22 protein-coding genes are annotated in these 22,634 nt (G+C 56.5%); 16 read left to right on the forward strand and 6 right to left on the reverse strand.

Translation table 11 applies throughout. From position 1 onward, the window contains the following. Nucleotides 1–59: 59 nt before the first annotated feature. Nucleotides 60–1,400 carry an MFS transporter gene (locus tag CJF39_RS13305; protein ID WP_094993839.1) on the forward strand — a complete coding sequence of 447 codons (1,341 nt, stop codon included), beginning with the start codon at nt 60–62 and terminating at the stop codon, nt 1,398–1,400. 46 nt (nt 1,401–1,446) lie between these two features. Here the strand turns inward: CJF39_RS13305 and CJF39_RS13310 are convergent, their stop codons facing one another. The 4 genes from CJF39_RS13310 to flgA form a co-directional block, all read right to left on the reverse strand. Next, complete coding sequence (locus CJF39_RS13310) at nt 1,447–2,187, reverse strand: flagellar brake protein (RefSeq protein ID WP_094993840.1); 741 nt, start codon at nt 2,185–2,187, stop codon at nt 1,447–1,449. Nucleotides 2,188–2,281: 94 nt separating this feature from the next. Beyond that, complete coding sequence (locus CJF39_RS13315; RefSeq protein ID WP_094993841.1) at nt 2,282–2,749, reverse strand: flagella synthesis protein FlgN; 468 nt, start codon at nt 2,747–2,749, stop codon at nt 2,282–2,284. Between the two features lie 50 nt (nt 2,750–2,799). Next, nucleotides 2,800–3,123: a flagellar biosynthesis anti-sigma factor FlgM gene (flgM, locus tag CJF39_RS13320; RefSeq protein WP_094993842.1), complete on the reverse strand. Its 324-nt coding sequence runs from the start codon at nt 3,121–3,123 to the stop codon at nt 2,800–2,802. 151 nt (nt 3,124–3,274) lie between these two features. Next, a complete protein-coding gene (gene flgA, locus CJF39_RS13325) occupies nt 3,275–4,045 on the reverse strand; it encodes a flagellar basal body P-ring formation chaperone FlgA (protein WP_094993843.1) in 771 nt (256 codons plus the stop codon). 76 nt (nt 4,046–4,121) lie between these two features. Between flgA and CJF39_RS13330 the strand changes: the two genes are divergently transcribed. From CJF39_RS13330 to flgE, 6 genes are all read left to right on the forward strand, one after another. Then, a complete protein-coding gene (locus CJF39_RS13330; RefSeq protein WP_094993844.1) occupies nt 4,122–5,054 on the forward strand; it encodes a chemotaxis protein CheV in 933 nt (310 codons plus the stop codon). A 46-nt stretch (nt 5,055–5,100) separates the two neighbouring features. Further along, nucleotides 5,101–5,928, forward strand: coding sequence for a protein-glutamate O-methyltransferase CheR (gene cheR, locus CJF39_RS13335; protein WP_094993845.1), 828 nt, complete (start codon nt 5,101–5,103; stop codon nt 5,926–5,928). Nucleotides 5,929–6,179: 251 nt separating this feature from the next. Next, nucleotides 6,180–6,587, forward strand: coding sequence for a flagellar basal body rod protein FlgB (gene flgB / locus CJF39_RS13340; protein WP_094993846.1), 408 nt, complete (start codon nt 6,180–6,182; stop codon nt 6,585–6,587). A gap of 3 nt (nt 6,588–6,590) precedes the next feature. Further along, a complete protein-coding gene (gene flgC / locus CJF39_RS13345; RefSeq protein ID WP_094993847.1) occupies nt 6,591–7,034 on the forward strand; it encodes a flagellar basal body rod protein FlgC in 444 nt (147 codons plus the stop codon). A 15-nt stretch (nt 7,035–7,049) separates the two neighbouring features. Further along, nucleotides 7,050–7,778, forward strand: a complete 729-nt coding sequence (gene flgD, locus CJF39_RS13350; protein WP_094993848.1) for a flagellar hook assembly protein FlgD — start codon at nt 7,050–7,052, stop codon at nt 7,776–7,778. Nucleotides 7,779–7,807: 29 nt separating this feature from the next. Next, complete coding sequence (gene flgE, locus CJF39_RS13355) at nt 7,808–9,136, forward strand: flagellar hook protein FlgE (protein ID WP_094993849.1); 1,329 nt, start codon at nt 7,808–7,810, stop codon at nt 9,134–9,136. Nucleotides 9,137–9,350: 214 nt separating this feature from the next. On the opposite strand, the gene CJF39_RS13360 is transcribed toward flgE, so the two are convergent. Next, a complete protein-coding gene (locus CJF39_RS13360) occupies nt 9,351–12,236 on the reverse strand; it encodes a ribonucleoside-diphosphate reductase subunit alpha (protein WP_094993850.1) in 2,886 nt (961 codons plus the stop codon). Nucleotides 12,237–12,931: 695 nt separating this feature from the next. Next, nucleotides 12,932–15,223 carry a beta-glucosidase BglX gene (bglX, locus tag CJF39_RS13365; RefSeq protein ID WP_094993851.1) on the reverse strand — a complete coding sequence of 764 codons (2,292 nt, stop codon included), beginning with the start codon at nt 15,221–15,223 and terminating at the stop codon, nt 12,932–12,934. 262 nt (nt 15,224–15,485) lie between these two features. Between bglX and CJF39_RS13370 the strand changes: the two genes are divergently transcribed. From CJF39_RS13370 to CJF39_RS13410, 9 genes are all read left to right on the forward strand, one after another. Then, the gene (locus CJF39_RS13370) at nt 15,486–16,097 is read left to right on the forward strand and encodes a LemA family protein (protein WP_094993852.1); all 612 of its coding nucleotides are present in this window, start codon (nt 15,486–15,488) and stop codon (nt 16,095–16,097) included. 65 nt (nt 16,098–16,162) lie between these two features. Next, entirely contained in the window at nt 16,163–16,906 is a 744-nt protein-coding gene (locus tag CJF39_RS23495) for a TPM domain-containing protein (protein ID WP_094993853.1), read from the forward strand. A gap of 26 nt (nt 16,907–16,932) precedes the next feature. Further along, entirely contained in the window at nt 16,933–17,547 is a 615-nt protein-coding gene (locus tag CJF39_RS13380; RefSeq protein ID WP_094993854.1) for a TPM domain-containing protein, read from the forward strand. A gap of 526 nt (nt 17,548–18,073) precedes the next feature. Then, a complete protein-coding gene (locus tag CJF39_RS13385) occupies nt 18,074–18,616 on the forward strand; it encodes a hypothetical protein (RefSeq protein WP_094993855.1) in 543 nt (180 codons plus the stop codon). Next, on the forward strand, nt 18,607–19,191 hold the full coding sequence (locus tag CJF39_RS13390) for a 2OG-Fe(II) oxygenase (RefSeq protein ID WP_094993856.1): 585 nt from the start codon (nt 18,607–18,609) through the stop codon (nt 19,189–19,191). Before CJF39_RS13385 ends, CJF39_RS13390 begins: the two co-directional genes overlap by 10 nt. 3 nt (nt 19,192–19,194) lie before the next feature. After that, on the forward strand, nt 19,195–20,004 hold the full coding sequence (locus CJF39_RS13395; RefSeq protein WP_094993857.1) for a hypothetical protein: 810 nt from the start codon (nt 19,195–19,197) through the stop codon (nt 20,002–20,004). Between the two features lie 305 nt (nt 20,005–20,309). Beyond that, entirely contained in the window at nt 20,310–21,527 is a 1,218-nt protein-coding gene (locus CJF39_RS13400; protein WP_094993858.1) for a class I SAM-dependent methyltransferase, read from the forward strand. Between the two features lie 146 nt (nt 21,528–21,673). After that, a complete protein-coding gene (locus CJF39_RS13405) occupies nt 21,674–22,255 on the forward strand; it encodes a DJ-1/PfpI family protein (RefSeq protein WP_094993859.1) in 582 nt (193 codons plus the stop codon). Nucleotides 22,256–22,269: 14 nt separating this feature from the next. Then, nucleotides 22,270–22,593, forward strand: a complete 324-nt coding sequence (locus CJF39_RS13410) for a ribbon-helix-helix domain-containing protein (RefSeq protein WP_094993860.1) — start codon at nt 22,270–22,272, stop codon at nt 22,591–22,593. Nucleotides 22,594–22,634 lie beyond the last annotated feature (41 nt).

A 22,634-nucleotide genomic window follows, 5' to 3' on the forward strand; every position in this document is an offset into this window, starting at 1 on the left:
GCATGCGGGCTGCCACCGGGCAGTTCGCATGCCATTGCATGGAGTCGCGGGGAACGCCGATGCGCCAAATCTGGAAGTCTTTTAAAGCGTTGTATTTCGCCTCGCTGATGATGTTGATCGGCTCGGGCTTGCTCAGTACCTACCTCGCCCTGCGCCTGGCAGCCGACAATGTCGACGGCCTGTGGATCGGTGCGCTCATGGCGGCCAACTATTTTGGTCTGGTGCTGGGGGGCAAAATTGGACACCGATTGATTGCGCGGGTGGGGCATATCCGCGCGTATGCCACGTGTGCCGGGATTGTCGGCGCCGCCGTGCTGTGCCACGGCCTCACCGACTGGCTGCCGATCTGGTTGCTGCTGAGGGTGATCGTCGGTCTCGGCATGATGTGCCAGTACATGGTCATTGAAAGCTGGCTCAACGAACAGGCAGACGCCAAGCAGCGCGGTGTGGTCTTCAGTCTGTACATGATTGCGTCCTACCTGGGCCTGGTGCTCGGGCAACTGATTCTGGTGATACACCCGGCCCTCGGCCCGGAATTGCTGATGCTGGTGGCGATGTGTTTTGCACTGTGTCTGGTGCCTGTGGCCATGACCCGGCGCATTCACCCGGCGCCGCTGCACCCCGCGCCGATGGACCCGAAGTTCTTTATCAAACGTGTCCCGCAATCATTGATCGCCGTATTGGGTGCGGGGTTGCTGGTGGGGTCGTTCTACGGCCTGGCGCCGCTGTATGCCACGCAGCAGGGCTTGTCCACCGAGTTGGTCGGCCTGTACATGGGGTGCTGCATTTTTGCCGGGTTGCTGGCGCAATGGCCATTGGGCTGGTTGTCCGATCGCTATGACCGGCCGCTGCTGATTCGCGTGTTCGCGTTCATTCTGGCGGTGGTGTCGCTGCCGCTGGCGATCCTGCCTTCAGTGCCTCTGCAAGTGCTGTTCGTCGCGGGCTGGTTGAGCGCGCTCGTGCAGTTTTGCATCTACCCGCTGGCGGTGGCGTTTGCCAATGACCACGTGGAAGCAGACCGCCGGGTATCACTGACGGCGATGCTGCTGGTGACCTACGGTATCGGGGCCAGTATTGGGCCGTTGGTGGCGGGGGTATTGATGAAGGTGTTGGGCAGTCAGATGCTTTACGCGTTTTTCAGCCTGACTGGCCTGGTGCTGGTGTGGCGCATTCGCCCGAATGCGGTGACCAATCTGCATCAGGTCGACGATGCGCCGCTGCAACACGTGGCCATGCCGGACAGCATGTCCAGCTCGCCATTGGTAGCGGCCCTTGACCCTCGGGTCGATGAGCAAGTGGTGCAGGATCAGATGCAGGACACCGCAGAGCCGACGGTAGAACCACACGCCCCAGAAGCCCCTCTCCCGGAGGCAGAAGAGGCCGATCCGCGGCAGGTGTGAGTCAAGGTGCATGTTGTGCCCTCTCCCATTGGGAGAGGGCCAGGCCTCAATAATCGTCGTCTTTATCGAAGCGTCGCGCATCACGCTGCAATTGGTACACAAAACGCTCGACCTGACGCTGAACGCCGCCGCTCATATTGTGAAAGCGCATACCGGCAAAGGTAATGTTGAGGCGTTCTTCAAAATGCAGGTAGCGCAACTCCACGGGCGTGGTCATGGGCCCGAAGGGCAGGGCGGCGTTGAAGCGTTCGTACACTTGCCCCAGTTGCAGGCGCTCACTGATGTCGCCTTCAAACCGCAATTTACAACCCGTCGCTGACACATCCAGCAACTTGCCTTCAAGCGCGGATTTAATCTTGTCGCCATCCACTTTTACCGTTACCAGATCCGCCAGCTTGAGGGCTGCGCGGAACGCATTGCGGCGCTGGTGGTAGACGATCTCGGTCGGCAAAGCGCCGTGGTAACAGCGGTGGCCGTCTTTGTCGTCAATGGTCAGTTGCGTGGTGCACTCCCAGGCAATGCGAACACCGTCATGAAAGCCTTCCACGCGAAACGGCTCACCGGCCTCAAGGAAACGCTCACCGTCACGCGGGATCATTTCGTCAAAAGCCAGGGTCGCGGACTCGCGATCCACTTCGACCAGGTAGCTCTGAAAACGCTGACTGCGCTCGTGGAAGGTGATGATCAGCGGGTCATGGCTCTCTTGTAGCATCCGCAAATGTGCGGAAATTTCCAAAGGTGTAGTGAGCACCTTGGGAGGCTGCGGAGCATCTTCAGCATGGGACACGGTTCATCAATCTCCAGACAAAATACAACAACACGCAAAAAAGGAGGCATTTTGCCAGTATGTTGCGTCGTTAGGATAGTGCGGTCACACGGGCTCACGCCTGGCTGAAAGCGCGTGGTTTGTTGACCAGTGCAGTGGTGCCGCGGGCGTCATACAGCGTATGGGCTTCGCCGCCGTGCAAGATGCGCTGTTGATTGGCCGTGATGAGTTGTTGCGTCTGGATGGCCTGACCGTTGATCACGTTGGCCGCCTGACAATCGGCTAGCACCTGATTCAATGCGTCGCTTTGGGCCAGCAGTTGCGGGCCAAGGTCCGAGTGGCTGGCCAGTTGCTCAAGCCCGCTGCGGTTGGCCGGCAAGCCAAGGCCCGCGAGAATTTCGCTGCGCTTGCGACCATGCTGATCGAGCAGAATGATCAACGACTGTTTGCGCGCCAGAATGTCTTCGAGCACCAACATGTCGCGCCCTTGCAGGGCAATGGTTTCGTCCTGCAGCAAGGCGAGAAGTTTCTCGGCAGGGGCGAAGTCGTCGTTGATCAGTTGCAATAAAGTCGTGTCGTGCATGGCTGGCTCTGGAATTTAAGCGTCCAAAAGCCTGGCGCTTGCCGCGAGGGCTAGCGCTGGGCTTCCAAGTTAAGCAGTTTGCTGGCAACCCGATTGCTGTCGACGGTGTAAGTGCCATCGGCAATGGCTTGTTTCAACTCAGCCACGCGGCTTTTGTCGACAATCGGTTGATCGCGCAGCGAATCGCTGATTTTTTGCAATTGTTGTGCCTCATGACTGAGGTGCACAGATTCCCCGCTCGGGGCATTGACGCCCGCCTGTTCGCTCTTGGCAGGGGCTGCTTGCGTAGCGCTGCCTGCTTCCTGACTGGCGTTGCTGCGCGTGCTGCCGGTTAACGGCGCGGCGTTGTTAAGACGACTGAAGTCGATGACCATAATGGAAAACCTCTGGGTATTTGGACGCTTGCCATGTTTTCGGCCATACCCGAGAAAACTTTAGGCACGATTAATCATACGGCGACGCAAGCCCGTACTGATCTGCGTCAAGCGACAGTGTAGGAAAGTTGAGAGTCGTATGCCAACTGTCCTACAAGGCCACCTCAACTTGCCCCGGCCCGGTAATCCGCGCCTTGATGACCCGTTTGGAGTTCAGGTTCTTCACCCGTACCTGTTCGCTGAGCCCGCCGTCGGACAGCGCCTCGCCCGGCATTCTGACCGTCAAGGTCCCGCTACGGGCATTGATCACCACCTGATCACCCTTGCGCACCACGGCCGCTTGCTCCAGATGCGTCAGGGTCAGCACCTGATCGGTGACCATGGGTCGCAGAAGTTTTTGTCCCACTGCCAGTTCAACCGCGGTCATGTAGCCCTGAGTGATCAGGCCAACATCGCGCTCGCGCAGCACCACATCGTCGTAGCTGATGATCATGCCGCGCTTGAGGGGGTGAGTGACGGTCACGACCTCGCGGAATAACTTCACCTGTGCCGGCACAAAAATGGTCCACGGTGAGCTACCTTCACAGCGTACGCGCACCGTCACGCGACCCATGGGTTGCGCCGGGCTTTCGAGGGTGGCTGTCAATTCCTTGTCGCATTGGGCCAGGCGCAAGCGTGGATCGAGGTTATTAACCTGAATCTCGTAGCGGCCCTCTATCTGACCAGTGGCAAGGTAGTCTTCGACAGTGAATTCAAGAAAGCCTTGGGTCACGCCGATAAGCTGGGTAGGAGAAGTAAATCCATCCGCGTAGGACTGCGTGCCAGCGATTATCAGGCAAATCGTCGCAAGCGCCCGTGCACCGCGAAGGCGCAGCGTCTGGAGGATCGGCGGGTGGCAAGAAATTGTCGTTTTTGCATTCATGGCCGATAAATAGCAAAGCCCGTGCCGTTTACCGGGCAATGTGCGTCGCAACTTAAAGTTTTAAGGGGAACCGTGTATGGCTGGGGTGATGGATTCGGTTAACCAGCGCACTCAACTGGTCGGGCAAAACCGCCTGGAACTGTTGTTGTTTCGCCTGGATGGGCCACAGCTGTACGGGATTAACGTGTTCAAGGTTCGCGAGGTGCTGCAATGCCCCAAGCTGACCGTGATGCCAAAATCCCATCCTGTGGTGTGCGGTGTGGCCAATATTCGGGGGGCGACTATTCCGATTCTGGACTTGGCCATGGCCACCGGCGCTGGTGCACTCAAAGACCAAAGCAGCCCGTTTGTGATCATCACCGAGTACAACACCAAGACCCAGGGGTTTCTCGTGCGCTCGGTGGAACGCATCGTCAACATGAACTGGGAAGAGATTCATCCGCCGCCCAAGGGCACCGGGCGTGACCATTACCTGACGGCGGTGACGCGGCTGGACAATCAACTGGTCGAAATCATTGACGTTGAAAAAATCCTGTCAGAGGTTTCGCCATCGTCGGAAATCATTTCCCACGGTGTGGTCGATGTTGAGACCCAAACCAAGGCCGTGTCGTTGCGGGTATTGACGGTCGATGATTCGTCGGTGGCGCGCAAGCAGGTGTCACGTTGCCTGCAAACGGTGGGCGTGGAAGTGGTTTCTCTTAACGACGGTCGCCAGGCGCTGGAATACCTGCGCAAACTGGTGGGCGAGGGCAAGGACCCGTCAGAAGAGTTTCTGATGATGATCTCGGACATTGAGATGCCCGAAATGGATGGTTACACCCTCACGTCTGAGATCCGTGGCGACCCGCGCATGCAAAATTTACATATCATTCTGCATACTTCGCTGTCCGGGGTATTCAATCAGGCGATGGTCAAGAAAGTTGGCGCCAATGACTTTCTGGCAAAATTTCGCCCCGATGACCTGGCGTCCCGGGTCGTCGACCGGATCAAAGAAGCAGACCACAGCTAAGGGCTCAGTCCTTGGCGGTCAACACGATTTATAGAGGCAGGATCATTTGTCTACGGCTAATTTGGATTTTGAGCAGTTCCGGGTTTTCCTGGAAAAAGCCTGTGGCATTTTGCTAGGGGAGAACAAGCAGTACCTTGTTTCCAGTCGACTCAACAAGCTGATGGAGCAGCAAGGTATCAAATCACTGGGTGAGCTGATTCAGCGCATTCAAAGCCAACCCCGCAGTGGGTTGCGTGAGCAGGTGGTCGACGCAATGACCACCAACGAAACCCTGTGGTTTCGCGATACTTACCCCTTTGAAGTGCTGAAAAACAAAGTCCTGCCTGAGCTGACCAAGGCCAACCCGGGTCAACGTTTACGCATTTGGTCGGCAGCGTGCTCCTCGGGGCAGGAGCCGTATTCGCTGTCGATGGCCATTGATGAGTTTGAACGCAGCAACCTTGGGCAGTTGAAAGCGGGGGTGCAGATTGTGGCCACCGACCTGTCCAGTCTGATGCTCAATAACTGCAAGACTGGCGAGTACGACAGCCTGGCGATTGGCCGTGGCCTGTCCCAGGAACGCTTGCAGCGCTACTTCGAACCCAAAGGGCCGGGGCGCTGGGTGATCAAGGCACCGATCAAAAACCGCGTTGAGTTTCGCTCGTTCAACCTGCTGGACAGCTACGCCGGGTTAGGCAAATTCGACATGGTGTTCTGCCGCAACGTGCTGATTTATTTTTCGGCAGAGGTCAAAAAAGACATCCTGCTGCGCATTCACAGCACCTTGAAGCCAGGTGGTTACTTGTTCCTTGGCGCTTCGGAAGCGCTGAACGGATTGCCGGATCATTACCAGATGATCCAGTGCAGCCCGGGGATCATCTACCAGGCCAAGTAACAATCACGGGAGCCCGCAAGGCTCCCGTTTTTTTCGCGCTGTAGGGACGCCGTGTGGGTGTCCCGTGCAACAAAGCGGCAGAAAAGCGGCAGTCGGCGGACAGCCATTGCCGCTTTTCTGGCATTGCCGCGTCCCGGCACCGCGCAAAGCCTTGAAATACGGGGATCTGAAAACTGGCACGGGGTTTGCTCTATCCAGAGCATGAAAGACCTGAGCCACATCTTCAGGTCAGCCCACAAAGGTTTTCCGACATGAGCATCAGCTTCGATAAAGCGCTCGGTATCCATGAGCAAGCCCTTGGCTTTCGCGCCCAGCGCGCTGAAGTGCTGGCGAACAACATCGCCAACGCCGATACCCCGAACTACAAAGCTCGGGATCTGGATTTTGCGTCTGTGCTTGCGGCACAGACTGACAAAAACAAGAACGGCAGCTTTGCCTTGAACATGACCAACAGCCGTCACATCGAAGCTCAGGGTTTGAGCAGCGGCGACGAGTCGTTGCTGTATCGCACGCCGATGCAACCCTCCATCGACCAGAACACGGTAGATGCTCAGCTCGAACAATCGAATTACGCAGAGAACGCGGTCAACTTCCAGGCCAGCTTTACCCTGCTCAACAGCAAATTCAAAGGGCTGGTATCAGCCCTGCGCGGAGAGTAATCCATGTCTCTAGCCAGTGTTTTCAATATTGCCGGTAGCGGCATGAGTGCCCAGACCACGCGCCTGAACACCGTCGCCAGTAACATTGCCAACGCCGAAACTGTGTCGTCGAGCATCGACCAGACTTACCGTGCCCGTCACCCGGTGTTTGCCACCCTGTTTCAGGGCGCGCAAAACGGTACGGGCGATTCGCTGTTTCAGAACCAGGACGCCGCCGGGCAGGGCGTACACGTCTTGGGCGTGGTTGAAGACCAGAGCAACCTCGAAGCCCGCTATGAGCCGAACCATCCGTCTGCTGACGCCAAAGGGTATGTGTACTACCCCAACGTCAACGTGGTTGAAGAAATGGCTGACATGATTTCCGCCAGTCGTTCGTTCCAGACCAACGCAGAAATGATGAACACCGCCAAAACCATGATGCAGAAGGTCCTGACCCTCGGTCAGTGATAAGGAACGACGCAAATGAGTGTGACCGATTCCGTCAGCAACAAGACCCTCAATCAGGTGCTGGCCAACTCTGCCCAGGCCAAAGCCACGGACACCAGCCTTACGGCGGCTTCCAAGGCAGTGGCGGGCAGCAGCAAGTCGCTGGGCAAGGATGCGTTCTTGCAATTGCTGGTTACTCAGTTGAAAAACCAGAACCCGCTGGACCCGCAGGACAACACCGCGTTTGTCGCGCAGTTGGCCCAGTTCAGCAGCCTGGAAGGCATCACCACCCTGAACGATTCGGTGAACGCCATCACCGGCGGCTTGCAGTCTTCGCAAGCGTTGCAGGCGTCCTCATTGGTAGGGCGTTCGGTGATCGTGCAAACCAGTGAAGCACTGGTGGATACCGCTAGCGAGAAGCCGTTCAACGGCACCGTGGTGGTTAAAGACGCGGACGCCAAGCCGACTATCAAGATCACTGATGCGGATGGCGAAGTGGTACGGACCATCGAAATGGGCGCCCAGAAAGCGGGCAACGTCGATTTCACCTGGGACGGCAAAAATGATGATGGCGAGTTGATGCCCAAAGGCAATTACACCTTCACCGCATCGTCCAAAACGGACACGGGTACGACGGCACTCACCACCTACCTGCCCGCCACGGTCAACAGTGTGACGCTGAGCAAAACCGGTGGTGAAATCATGCTCAATCTTGCAGGTCTGGGCAGCATCGGCATGTCCAAAGTCCAGACCATTGGCCTCTAAGCCGACTTACAAGCCTTAAGGAGTGCAACATGTCTTTTAATATCGGCCTTAGCGGCCTCTATGCGGCCAACAAACAACTCGACGTTACCGGCAACAACATCGCCAACGTCGCAACGTCCGGTTTCAAATCGTCCCGTGCCGAGTTCTCGGACATTTACTCGGCGAGCAAGCTGGGCATTGGCAGCAAGACCATCGGCAGCGGTGTGAACCTGGCCAACGTTTCGCAAAACTTCGGTCAGGGTGCCATCAACAACACCGGCAACCTGCTCGACATGGGCATTCAGGGTAACGGCTTTTTTGTTTTGAGCGACAACGGTTCCCTGAGCTACACCCGGGCCGGTACGTTCAAGGCCGATAAAGACGGTTACGTCACCAACACCGACGGTACTGCGCGCTTGCAGGGCTACGGCGTAGATGCCAACGGCAAGATCGTCAACGGTGTACTGACTGACCTGCGCATCGACACCTCGAACCTCGCGCCACGCGCAAGCGGCTCGGTGGACTCGACCATCAACTTGAATTCGACCAGTGATGTGGTTAATCAGGTGGACAACAAGTTCGATCCGCTGAAGGCCGAAACCTACAGCAAAAAATTCACCACCACGATCTATGACACGCAGGGCAACGCCCACGAAATGGATCAGTACATGGTGAAAACGGATTCCAACACGTGGAAAACCTACACGCTTGTTGATGGTCGCAACCCTGATGGCAGCCCCGTGACGGGCACAGGCGCCAAAGACCCGGTCGCTTCGACCATGGTCTTCGATTCGGCTGGCGCGCTGACCAGCGTGACCACGCCAAACCCGGTGCCAGGCGAACCGGACATCATCAGCAGCACGTTGACCGTGGCTGACTGGGGACCCGGTGCCATGGTTAACGGGGCATGGGTCACCAACGGTGCCGCTGCGAAAGATGGCGGTATTGCGATCAACATGGCCAAAACCACGCAGTACAACACGGACACCTCACGCAACCCGCCAACTCAGGACGGCTACGCCACGGGCCAGATCACCAACTTGACCATCGACGGCTCGGGCGTCATGTTCGCCAACTTCAGCAACAACCAGAGCCGTGCCATTGGCCAGATCTCCCTGGCCAGCTTTACCAACGAACAAGGCTTGCAGCCTGTGGGCGGCACGGCGTGGAAAGAAACCTTCGCTTCGGGCCAGGCCGGTTACGACGCGCCGAAGATCGGTACGTTGGGGGCCATCCAGTCCAACTCGCTGGAAGACTCCAACGTCAACTTGACCAACGAACTGGTTGACCTGATCAAGGCGCAAAGCAACTACCAGGCGAACGCCAAGACCATCTCCACCCAGAGCACCATCATGCAGACCATCATTCAGATGACCTGATGGGCGAATGCGCGTGTAAAAAGCCCCTCGTTTGAGGGGTTTTTTTTGCCTGCAGGTTCGGCGTGCGGGTAGTGCGTACCACCGCTCAAACGCTGTCGGTACCGGTGCGAGCGGTACGGTGCACCCGCCAAAACAAAACCCCCGTCAAACCCAACTGTTGCCAGGGTTTAACGGGGGTTTCAGTCAAGCGATTTGACCCGCCAGACAGCTCAGCTTATTGGCACGCTTCGCAATCCGGTTCGTCAATGGCGCACGCTTTTGGCACCGGAGCCGGGCCGGCTGGGGCGGCGGCGACGTCTTCACTTTTGTTGCCGCTCGATACAGCGTTGAGCTTGCCGGTGTTGACGGTGGACTTCTCGGTGCTGGTGGCAGCCAGGGCACGGAGGTAGTACGTGGTTTTCAGGCCGCGGTACCACGCCATGCGGTAGGTGACGTCCAGCTTCTTGCCCGATGCGCCCGCGATGTACAGGTTCAGCGACTGAGCCTGGTCGATCCACTTCTGACGACGGCTGGCGGCGTCAACGATCCACTTGGTATCCACTTCGAACGCTGTCGCGTAGAGCTCTTTGAGTTCTTGCGGAATGCGCTCGATCTGCTGCACGGAACCGTCGTAGTACTTCAGGTCGTTGATCATGACCGAGTCCCACAGGCCGCGGGCCTTGAGGTCGCGAACCAGGTACGGGTTGATCACGGTGAATTCGCCCGACAGGTTCGATTTCACGTACAGGTTCTGGTAAGTCGGTTCGATCGACTGCGAGACGCCGGTAATGTTGGCGATGGTCGCGGTCGGTGCGATGGCCATGATGTTGGAGTTGCGAATGCCTTTTTGCACACGGGCACGAACCGGTGCCCAGTCCAGGGATTCGTTCAGGTCAACGTCGATGTACTTCTGGCCACGCTGTTCGATCAGGATCTGTTGGGAGTCCAGTGGCAGGATGCCCTTGGACCACAGCGAGCCCTGGAATGTCTCGTAAGCGCCACGCTCGTCAGCCAGGTCGCAGGACGCCTGAATGGCGTAGTAGCTGACCGCTTCCATCGATTTGTCGGCAAACTCGACCGCTGCTTGCGACGCATACGGAATGTGCTGCAGGTACAGCGCGTCCTGGAAGCCCATGATCCCCAGGCCGACCGGGCGGTGCTTGAAGTTCGAGTTGCGCGCTTGCGGCACCGAGTAGTAGTTGATGTCGATTACGTTGTCGAGCATGCGCACGGCCACGTCGATGGTGCGCTTGAGCTTGGCGGTGTCCAGCTTGCCGTCCACGATGTGGTTCGGCAGGTTGATCGAGCCCAGGTTGCAGACCGCGATTTCATCCTTATTGGTGTTCAGTGTGATTTCGGTGCACAGGTTCGAGCTGTGAACCACGCCCACGTGTTGCTGCGGGCTGCGCAGGTTGCACGGGTCTTTGAAGGTCAGCCACGGGTGGCCGGTTTCAAACAGCATGGACAGCATTTTGCGCCACAGGTCTTTGGCCTGGATGGTCTTGAACAGCTTGACCTTGCCCGGGTACTCGGTCAGGGCTTCGTAGTACTCGTAGCGCTCTTCGAAGGCCTTGCCGGTCAGGTCGTGCAGGTCAGGGACTTCCGATGGCGAGAACAGGGTCCACTTGCCGTCATCGAAGACGCGCTTCATGAACAGGTCAGGGATCCAGTTGGCGGTGTTCATGTCGTGGGTACGACGACGGTCATCACCCGTGTTCTTGCGCAGCTCGATGAACTCTTCGATGTCCATGTGCCAGGTTTCAAGGTAAGCGCACACGGCGCCCTTGCGCTTGCCACCCTGGTTCACGGCAACGGCGGTGTCGTTCACCACTTTGAGGAACGGCACAACGCCCTGGGATTTACCGTTGGTGCCTTTGATCCACGAACCGAGCGCGCGTACTGGCGTCCAGTCGTTGCCCAGGCCGCCTGCGAATTTGGACAGCATGGCGTTGTCGTGGATCGCGTGGTAGATGCCCGACAGGTCGTCCGGCACGGTGGTCAGGTAGCAGCTGGAGAGCTGTGGACGCTGAGTACCGGCGTTGAACAGCGTCGGGGTCGACGACATGTAATCGAAGGACGACAGCAGGTTGTAGAACTCGATGGCGCGGTCTTCTTTTTGCTTCTCTTCGATTGCCAGGCCCATGGCCACACGCATGAAGAAGATCTGCGGCAGTTCGAAACGCACGCCATCCTTGTGGATAAAGTAACGGTCGTACAGGGTTTGCAGGCCCAGGTAGGTGAACTGCTGATCGCGCTCGTGGTTGATCGCCTTGCCCAGTTTTTCCAGGTCGAAGGTGGCCAGCACCGGGTTCAGCAGGTCGAACTCAATACCTTTGGCGATGTAGGCAGGCAGGGCCTTGGCGTACAGGTCGGCCATCTCGTGGTGAGTGGCGCTTTCGGCCACGTTGAGGAAGCTCAGGCCTTCGGCACGCAGGGTGTCCATCAGCAGGCGGGCGGTCACGAACGAGTAGTTTGGCTCGCGCTCAACCAGGGTGCGGGCGGTCATTACCAGTGCGGTGTTGACGTCGCTCAGGGCTACGCCGTCGTACAGGTTCTTCAGGGTTTCGCGCTGGATCAGGTCGCCGTCCACTTCAGCCAGGCCTTCGCAGGCCTCAGTGACGATGGTGTTCAGGCGGCCCATGTCGAGCGGCGCGAAGGTGCCGTCGGCGCGGGTGATGCGGATTGACGGGTGCGCCTGCACGGCGTCTTCGGCCGGGGCGCGGGTGGCGCGCTCTTTGGAGCGGGCGTCACGGTAGATCACGTAGTCACGGGCTACTTTCTGCTCGCCGGCACGCATCAGGGCCAGTTCTACCTGGTCCTGGATTTCTTCGATGTGGATGGTGCCGCCCGAAGGCATGCGACGCTTGAAGGTTGCGGTGACCTGTTCGGTCAGGCGGGCAACGGTGTCGTGAATGCGCGACGAAGCGGCTGCATTGCCGCCTTCAACTGCAAGAAACGCTTTGGTGATGGCGACGGTGATCTTGTCATCGGTGTAAGGAACCACGGTTCCGTTACGCTTGATCACGCGCAATTGGCCTGGCGCAGTTGCTGACAGATCCAGATGTGAATCGTTCTGCGACGCGGTGCCCTGCGAGTTCTCGCGAGTTGAGTCGGTTTGCATGGGTGTCTCCACATTCTCTATGTTTATTTGGGCGCCTCAAAAAGGTGCCCACCGTTCCGTCCTGACGCACTACAACCGGGGGTAAGCCGGGCATAACGACCTCGGGACGTACAGAAAGGGGTGTTTTGGCCGCTTCCTTGCCGAAGTCTCAGGTTTGTGCGAACCGCCTCAAACCTTATTCCTGATGGGTGACAGTCTTTGTACTGCAACACCCGGGCCGCTTTCCGAGCCAGCGCTGGAAAACGGTTGCCATCCGCATGAGCGGCTTGGGCTTTGAAAACAGCGTTTGGTTCAACCCGACAGGGGCGAGAAAAGCACTTGAAATTCTCGGCTGAGTTGTGTTGGGTTTTTGCCCTAAAACCCTATATGTGGGGTCTTTTGGCGGAATTGATACAAGATATGCGTTTTACAGGTGGTGCGCAATGCACGACCTGTGGATAACCCTGTGTGTAATTTGTGTATGAACGCTTGAATCTGCGCGTAGGCCGCATGGCACCGGCATTACACCGTCTGTCACCGTTTTTGCCGGGATGAAATCGTGCGCGCTGGATTTTGAGGGCGCGAACCCTACCACAAAAAACAGCGCTGTCCGAACGCATTTTGGGGCGGGCGCAAAGATCGAAAAGGTCAAGCAGAGATTGAGCTCAAGAAGTGCCGGGAAGACCGTTCAGGCCCTGCCCGGCGGTTACGCGAAGTTAGAGCAGTTGGAAGCTCTTTTGCTGGACGTTTTGCGAATCCAGGCCAATTTGCACGTTGAATTCGCCGGGTTCGGCAGCGTACTGAAGTTGGGTGTTGTAAAACTTCAGGGCGTCTTCATCGATGCTGAAATGCACGACCTTTTCTTCCCCCGGTTGGAGCATCAGCTTCTGGAAGTTTTTCAGTTCCTTGACGGGGCGGCTCATCGACGCACTGACGTCCTGTATATAAAGCTGCACCACGGTTTCACCGGCGCGCTGCCCGGTGTTCTTCACGGTCACGCTGGCCGTCAGGGCTGACCCGGGTGTGAGGGTGTTGGCTGACAACTCCGGCGGCGACACGCTGAAGTCGGTGTAGCTCAAGCCATAACCGAACGGGTAGAGCGGGGTGTTCGGCGCATCGAAATACTGCGACGTGTAGTTGCCCGGCTTGCCCGGCGTGTACGGACGACCGATGCGCAGGTGGCTGTAGTAGCTCGGAATCTGGCCCACCGAGCGTGGGAAGGTGATCGGTAGCTTGCCCGACGGGTTGTAGTCACCGAACAGCACGTCGGCAATCGCATTGCCGCCTTCCGTGCCGCTGTACCAAGTTTCCAGCACGGCGTCGGCCTGTTGCACCTGATCGCCAATTGACAGCGGGCGACCATTCATCAAGACCAGCACCAGCGGCTTGCCAGTGGCCTTAAGGGCGGTAATCAGCGCGCGTTGCGTAGCAGGCAAGTCGAGGTCAGTGCGGCTGGCCGCTTCGTGGGACATACCCCGTGCTTCGCCCACTACGGCCACAATCACATCGGCCTGTTGTGCCACCTTGACGGCTTCATCGAGCATTTCTTGCGCGGCACGCGGGTCGTTGGTCACGTCGAGCATGTTGGGGTTGGAATGATTGAGGTAGTCGACCACGGCCTGATCATCGGTCACGTTGGCGCCGCGGGCGTATGTCAGCGTGCCCGGTTTGCCCACGGCAGCGCGCAGGCCTTCAAGCACAGTCACCGATTGTGCGGGGACACCGGCGCCCGACCAACTGCCAAGCATGTCGATTTTCGAATCGGCCAGCGGCCCGATCAGGGCAATATTGGCGCGCTTATTCAAGGGCAGGGTGTGCGCCTCATTCTTGAGCAGCACTTGGCTTTTACGTGCCACCTCACGGGCTTCGGCCCGGTGCAGGCGGCTTTCGGCATTGATGTCGGCCGGATCGTCCAACACTTTGCCAATGCGCAGGTACGGGTCTTTAAACAGGCCCATGTCGTACTTGGCGCCCAGCACTTCACGCACCGCGTTGTCCAGATCGCTTTGTGGCACTTTGCCGGACTTGATCAGGCCCGGCAGCTCTTTGCCATACACCAGGTCATTCATGCTCATGTCGACCCCGGCCTTGATCGCCAGCGTTGCGGCTTCACGCTCATCCTTGGCCACGCCATGCTTGATCAGTTCAAGAATCGCGCCGTGGTCACTGACGGCCACGCCCTTGAAGCCCCATTGTTTGCGCAACAAGTCCTGCATCAACCACGTGTTGGAGGTGGCCGGTACGCCGTTGATCGAGTTCAACGCCACCATTACGCTGCCAGCGCCTGCATCAATCGCAGCATGGTAGGGCGGCAGGTAATCCTGAAACATGCGCGTAGGGCTCATATCCACGATGTTGTAGTCCCTACCGCCTTCGACGGCGCCATACAGGGCGAAATGCTTGACGCTGGCCATGATGTTGCCGGGCAGGGACGGGGACACGCCTTGATACGCCTGCACCATGACCCTGGCGATGCGCGAGACCAGGTAGGTGTCTTCGCCAAACCCTTCAGAGGTGCGGCCCCAGCGTGGGTCGCGGGCGATATCGACCATCGGCGCAAAGGTCAGGTCAAGGCTGTCGGCACTGGCTTCTTTGGCAGACACCCGACCGCTCAGGGCGATGGCGTCCATATCCCAGCTGGAGGCCAGCGCCAGGCTGATCGGGAAAATGGTGCGGTGCCCGTGAATCACGTCATAAGCAAAGAACATGGGGATTTTAAGACGGCTGCGCATGGCAGCGTCTTGCATGGGGCGATTCTCGGGGCGCGTCACCGAATTGAATGTACCGCCGATGCGGCCCGCAGCAATTTCCTTGCGGATCAATTCCCGCGGCATGTCTGACGCAATGCTGATGAGGCGCAACTGCCCGACTTTTTCATCGAGTGTCATCCGGTTCATCAAATCAGTGATGAACGCCTCTTTATTACCCAGCGTGACGGGCGCGTTCTGCGCCCACGTGCAGGGACTGGACAGGCTGATGGCGATGCCCAGCAAACACATTTTTTTCATGGAATTCTTCTGCGCAGCCGCTCACATAAAGCGAGGAAGGCCCGCGCTCTTGAAGCGATATTGTTCTGGATTGGGATGAGGACTACTCAACTTAAAGAATTACCCTATCTTTAATAGGAGTAGTCCTACATGCGAGAAGTCTTTTATCTGATTCGTTACCAGCAATCCAGTGCTGCCGAAGATATTCAGGCGTGACGATGGAGTTTTTGTCGGGCGGGCGGTGTCTATGAACTCAATGCGATCATTTTGGAGCGTCACGAACATGGGAATACAACGCTTACAAGCAGCCCTTGGCTGGAAAGTCATGGCTTTGCTGGTGCTGAGCAGCGTCTTGGCCGGGTGCGGTATCAACACCATTCCGACCCTCGACGAGCAGGTCAAGGCCGCCTGGTCACAGGTACAGAACCAGTATCAACGTCGCTCCGACCTGATTCCCAACCTGGTGGAAACTGTCAAGGGCGCGGCTAAACAGGAACAGGCGACCCTGACCGCAGTGATTGAAGCGCGGGCCAAGGCCACCTCTATTCAGGTGGACGCCAGCACCCTCAACAACCCTGAAAAACTCAAGCAGTTCCAGGATGCGCAAAACCAGCTGACCGGTGCCTTGAGCCGATTGATGGTGGTTTCCGAGCGCTACCCGGACCTTAAGTCCAACCAGAACTTCCTCTCGTTGCAATCGCAGCTCGAAGGCACGGAAAACCGTATCAGCGTGGCCCGTCGTGACTTCATTCTGGCGGTGGAGCGCTACAACACCGAGATCCGCACCTTCCCGGGGCGTCTGTGGCATGCCGTCATGTACAGCGATTTGCCGGTGCGCCCGACGTTCGAAGCCACCAGCCCGGACGCCGACAAAGCGCCTGAAGTGAAGTTTTAACGCCAGGCCGATGTTCCAGCCTGTGGCAGTGGCCGCAGGCTCTGTGTCCAATTGTCGAGGTGGTAATGCGCGTATTGAAACCGGGTCTTTGCGTGTTGCTGTGGCTATTTATGGCCACGGCGCAGGCGCTGACCTTTCCGGCGCTCAGCGGCCGCGTGGTCGATGACGCCAAGATGCTCGATCCCGCCACGCGTCAGCAGTTGACGCAAACCCTGGAAGCCCACGAAAAAGCCACTGGTGAGCAAGTGGTGGTGGTTACGGTGCCCGGTCTGCAAGGCACCGTCATTGAAGACTACGGGTATCAATTGGGGCGCGCCTGGGGCATCGGGCAAAAGGACAAGAACAACGGTGCGTTATTGATCGTCGCCCGCGATGACCGAAAGTTGCGTATCGAGGTCGGGTATGGTCTGGAGGATCGCCTGACCGATGCGCAGTCGTCCTTCATCCTCAACCAGGTCATTACCCCGGCGTTCAAGAATGGACAGTTCAGTCAGGGCATCAGCGACGGTGTCGCGGCGATCCTGCAAGTACTGGGCGGCGACCCACTGGCTGAACCGGCGTACGCCAGCGGCCAGGGGCAAGGCAGTGATTTCATGGCCGAACATCCGTTTGTCGTACTGCTGTTATTTGTCCTGTTTGTCATAGTGGTCGCGGCCTGCCAGTTCTACGGAATATGTAATGCCGGCGGCGGAGGCGGTTCGCGTTCCGGCGGTTTTGGCGGTGGCGGCTTCGGCGGTGGCAGAGGGGGTGGCGGCTTCAGTGGCGGCGGTGGCAGTTTTGGCGGCGGCGGCGCTTCAGGCGGCTGGTAATTCATTTTTAGACGAGCATCGAAACCATGGCTTTACTCACGCAAGCGCAACAGCGGCAGGTCGAAGAAGCCGTTACCCGTGCCGAACAACGCACTGACGCCGAAATCGTCACCGTTCTGGCACCGCGCGCAGATGACTACAGTTACATCCCCCTGTTGTGGGCGAGTCTGATTGCGCTGCTGGTGCCTGCATTGGCGCACTTCTTTATAAGCGGCCTGCAGACCTATTCCCTGTTGATGCTGCAATGGGCCACGTTCGTGTTCTTGAGCCTGCTCTTTCGTATCCCGGCCATCACCACACGTTTGATCCCGCCCCGTGTGCGCCATTGGCGCGCGAGCAACCTGGCGCGTCGCCAGTTTCTTGAACAAAAACTGCACCACACCGAAGGCCGCACCGGGGTGCTGATTTTTGTCAGCGAGGCCGAGCGTTACGTCGAAATTTTGGTGGATGAAGGCATATCGCGGCATTTGGACAACAGTGACTGGGGCACCATCGTCAGCGATTTCACGCGTCGCGTGGGGCTGGGCCATACCGCCGAAGGCTTTATTGCCTGCATCGACGCCAGCGCTGAACTGCTGGCAAAACACATCCCGAAAACACAGCCGCGTAACCAACTGCCGAATCGGTTGGTGGTGTTGTAGTGTGTTGAAAGCGACGTGTCGCAAGTCTTAAGTCTTGTAAGGGTTTTCACTCTTGCGTATTAAGTTTGCGTAATGTGCTTCGTGTTTTTTTGTAAGTTTGTTATTTGAACTTGCAGTGTCTTTGCTGTTGTTGTCGGATTTTGTTTTTGTGTGGATTTTCTTGTTGTCATTTTTCGAGTTTGTGGATAGGTTGTGCTCGTTTGTTTGTGGATGAAGGGTGGGTTTTATATGTATGGATTGGAGTTGAGCTATGGATGTGCAGCTCACCTGTAGGGGAAAAGAAGTTCTGGGTTTGCTGGTGTGAGGTTATATTAATAAGGAAATTATGCTGAGGCTGTGTATTAGTGATTTTACGGTAAGAGATCGTGTGTCATCACTACTGTTTAAGAATGGCGTGGAAAATCGTATGCGGCTGGCGGTGGTCAGTGGCGATCTATCGGCAGGGGGTTGAATGTGCATGATTCCCTATAGTTTTAGGGTTGTTGCTGCGGTGCGTTAGTTTAAAGTAATTTTGGTGAGGGGTGGAATGAAGAAATTTTCTTTTTATATGCCACCTAAGGAGTATGTTTCAAAGCCTGCTGAATTGGTTGCCTTCTTTTTGTTAGGTTTGGCGCTGATGGGTGTCGTTATTTTTACGTGGAACAGGATAGTGGATATTCCGCCTGTACCCAAACGACTAGCATTGCGAAGTGCGCAGGTTACTCAGCCTTTAGTTGTTAGTAGGGGGCAAGTTGATTTGTATTTCAACGTGAATTCAGATGAGGGAGTGTACAAGTACAGGCTTGAAATAATGCATAGAGATGCTGAGCGTATGGACGTGCGCACGGGGGGGGATATCTGGGTGGCTTTAGATGCTGACAGTAACAACCCCTTTGTTTGGGGGGTGTATGACGAAGAGTTTAAGTTGTTGGTCGGCCGACAGCAGATTGAGTGGGGGCGTCGGTATATTAATCGTGGGTATCATGTTGCGGTTATTGGGTTTGGTCTGTCCGTTATGTGTTGTCTGTATTTTTTAGTGCGTGAAGTGTGGAATGGATTTTTCTACAGGAGGGAGGATGGATGGAAATAGAAGCCGTTGATGGTTGTATTTATGTTGTTGATGATTTTTTGACGGAAGCTGAGGAGGTAGAGATCAATGCTCAGTTGAAGGGAGCAGTGTGGAGATACAATTGGCCTAATTATGAGGCGTTACCGTTTGTAAGACGCTGTTGGCATGTTTTTATTGCAGGCAAAGCTCGTCCCCAAGGGGGATCTAGTCTTGAAGAATTAAAAGGCAATCAACCCTGGCGTTTTTTGAGCGGGGTCTGGGAGCGATTTTTGAACTTGCATACCTTTAAAACAACCCTATTAGGGGTGTATGCGAACGGTCAAACCTTTGGTCAAGACACAATCATTCATAGAGATAATAAAGTTAATCCTGGATTAACCCTTGTTGTGTTTTGTAATGAGTATTGGCCGACCTCTTGGGGCGGTGAGTTAGTGTTTTATGATGATGCTAAAGAAAATGTCATTAAGGCCATATTGCCGAAGTCAAGAAGGGCGGTGATTTTTGATGGAAGAATTCCCCATGCCGCACGATCACCATCGGTAAAGTGTGATCAGGTTAGGATGACGCTTGCGTTTAAAACAATAATTAAGGAGTAGGCAATGGGAGGAAAGGCGGAAGTCATTATTGGTGTGATAAATGATGGTATTACCGTTGCTTCTGGTGCAACTGCAATTTCTGATCAGTTCGTGACGAATAATCAGGGGATGGTGTTGGTGAGCCAGACAGCACAAACAGGGGCGGTCATAGCCACTGTCACATCTGTGACGAAACTGGCTGGTCCCTATGTTCCAATTATCAGTATGCCCGCTAATATTGTTGCGGGTACCATTACATTTCTAAAGCTCGGAATAGATGTAAGGGAAGGTCGTGAGATTGATGCGGGAGATGTGTACAGTTTGGTCGGTAATGTTGTTGGTGTGATTGGGGCTTTAGCGTTTTTAGCAGGGGCAGGTGTTTGGCTCGTTGGAGGCGCTGCAATTGTGAGTGCGGGAGCAGGTTTGCTGTCGATATATAGATCAAATACGTTTAATGAGATAATAGTTGCTGCTGAATATTTCTTTAGAAATAACCCTTCAGATAATTATCTTGATTATATGTGTGCGCCAGACATGAAGATTGTTGGTCGAAACACGATCAGGATAGCGTATGCCAATACGATGCTTTCCTGTCACTGGCTATCAGATACAGACGAGCTACTACCCTTTCCGCTCGTAGTTTCCGATATTGGTGCTGGTGCTGGTGCTGGTGGAGCTGTATACGGTGGCGCCCCGGCTCCGTTCGGCCCTGTTATTACTCCGCCCCCACATGACGTGGCAAATGTGGGTATCAGTATTATTGTTAACGGTGAGACATATGATGCGGGAGATCAGTATGGCTGCTGCACAGGTACTAGTGACGGTTATATGTAGTCGGTCCGGTTCGTAGATAGGATGTCGATAATTCAACTAGATAACCATAGGCTTAGCCTCCGCCATTCGTAGTGCTTGCTTAAGTGAAACACTGTGCCGGCCGGCATTTTCATTGTGTTTTTCATGAAAGTTACATATCGCTTTTTGCATGACTGCTAAGCGTCGAGTAGGCATGGCGCGCGGACTTTCTTCCTCTATTTTTCCGCACCAAAAATAACCCCGTGCCCTCAGGCGCCAACACGCCTAAAATGGTCGCCATTCCTTTCCTGTATTCCCCTCCTGCATCCCCCGAGGCGCTTTTTTCAATGTCAGTGACTGCTACCACCCCCGCGTCTGCGCCGGATCATCGTGCGCAATTTTTGAACCTGCTGGAAACCAGCCTGGCTCAAAACTCGTTTATCAAGCTGGTGCTGGCCAAGTACGTCGGGCCTGAGCCTGAGCTGCAGCGGGTCATCATCAAGCACGTCACGGTCAAGGAGCAGCCTTGCCTGTCGTTTGTGTACCGCTACAAAACCCGCGATATCACCAAGAATTTCCCGCTTGATGAGGCGGTGTCGGCCCTTGCCGGGTTGTTGCCGGACGCGTTTAAAAATGCGCACTTGCTGACCCTGACCGATGAAGTGCAGCTGGAGTACAGCAAAAAAGGTAAAAGCTCGCTGTTCATGGGCAAAAGCCAACAGGACCGCGAAGTGCCTTCGGCAGGCCACAATCGCGAGAAGCATCGCTTTTTGGACCTGACACGGCCTTTTCTCGCGGATTTGGGCGTGACCAATAAGCAGCAGGAATTGATCCCGGCCATGTCGCGCAAGTGGAAACAGATCAACAAGTTCATTGAGGTGTTTTCCCACGCGCTGAGCAGTTCGCCGCTCACCCTCGATCAACCGGTCAAGGTGGTGGATTTCGGTTCGGGCAAGGGTTACCTGACGTTTGCCATTCACGATTATCTGCGCCACAGCTTGCACGCCGAAGGCGTGGTCACTGGCGTCGAGTTGCGTGAAGACATGGTTACGCTGTGCAACAACGCAGCGCAGCGTCTGGAGCATCCGGGCTTGAGCTTTCAGCATGGCGATGTGCGCAGTTTTGCGCCGACGCCGATTGACGTGATGATTGCGCTGCATGCCTGCGACATCGCCACCGACTACGCAATTCACATGGGCATCCGTTCGGGGGCCGCGATCATCATGTGTTCGCCGTGCTGCCATAAGCAGATCCGCTTGCAAATCCAGAGCCCCGCGCTGCTCAAGCCGATGCTGCAATATGGCCTGCACCTGGGCCAGCAGGCCGAGATGGTGACAGACAGCCTGCGGGCGTTGTTTCTCGAAGCCTGCGGGTATGAAACCAAGGTGTTTGAGTTCATCTCGCTGGAGCACACCAACAAGAACAAGATGATCCTCGCGGTCAAACGCGCCGAGCCTGTGGACCCGGCACAGCTGCTGGTGAAGATTCAGGAACTCAAGGCGTTCTACAACATTCAGGAACACTGCCTGGAGACCTTGCTCCAGGCCGATGGGTTATTGAAGTAAGTTTGTGTAGTACCGGGTTATTACCCGTGTAGGCACTCAGTAGCTACTCTGGTGGGGTTTACGGGGTTTCGAAAACCAACGAATGACCTGCAGCCGGCCTCCGGTAGCGCCTGCAGGAGCAGTCCTCACTCACAGGAGTACACGACATGGCGGCAAAAAAAATTCTGGTGCTGGTTGGCGATTACGTCGAAGACTACGAAGTGATGGTGCCGTTCCAGGCGCTGTTGATGCTCGGTCATCACGTGCATGCGGTGTGTCCGGGCAAAACCTCGGGGCAGACGGTGCGCACCGCCATTCATGACTTTGAGGGCGATCAGACGTACAGCGAAAAACCTGGTCATCTGTTTGGCCTGAACTTTGATTTCGACAAGGTTAAGGCTGGCGACTACGACGCCCTGTTGGTGCCGGGTGGTCGTGCCCCGGAATACTTGCGCCTGAATGAAAAAGTGCTGGAGCTGGTGCGCGACTTCGACAAGGCCGGTAAGCCAATTGCTGCGGTGTGCCACGGCGCGCAATTGCTGGCGGCTGCCGGGATCCTTGAAGGCCGAGAATGCAGCGCCTACCCGGCGTGCGCTCCAGAAGTGCGACTGGCGGGCGGTACGTATATCGATATCGATGTCAACAAAGCCCACGTGCAGGGCAATTTGGTGACTGCGCCGGCATGGCCTGCGCACCCGGCGTGGCTGGCGGCGTTTGTGGGCCTGCTGGGTACAACCATTACGTTGTAAGGGAGGGCGTGGCCATGTGTGAGCTTTACGTTAAAGCCGATCCGATTCTGTACGAGTCGCGCTCGCGATCGTTGCGTATTTGTGGCGTGGTCACGACATTGCGTCTGGAGAACCAGTTCTGGGACATCCTCAGTGAAATTGCCGAAGCCGATGGCATGACCACCAATCAGCTGGTGGCCAAGCTCTACGAAGAGGTGATGGATTACCGGGGCGAAGTGGTTAACTTCGCCTCGTTCCTGCGGGTCAGTTGCACCCGCTACCTGAGTCAGGGCCGGGGGGCGGGTGTGCCTGAGACCAGTGAGCACCTGCTGCCCAGGCCCTCCCTGCGCTCGGTTTGAGGCGTTGGATTGATCGCTTCGCGAGCACGCGCATGCTGACC

It is taken from the genome of Pseudomonas lundensis, from assembly GCF_002269125.1.
Classification (GTDB): domain Bacteria; phylum Pseudomonadota; class Gammaproteobacteria; order Pseudomonadales; family Pseudomonadaceae; genus Aquipseudomonas; species Aquipseudomonas lundensis_A.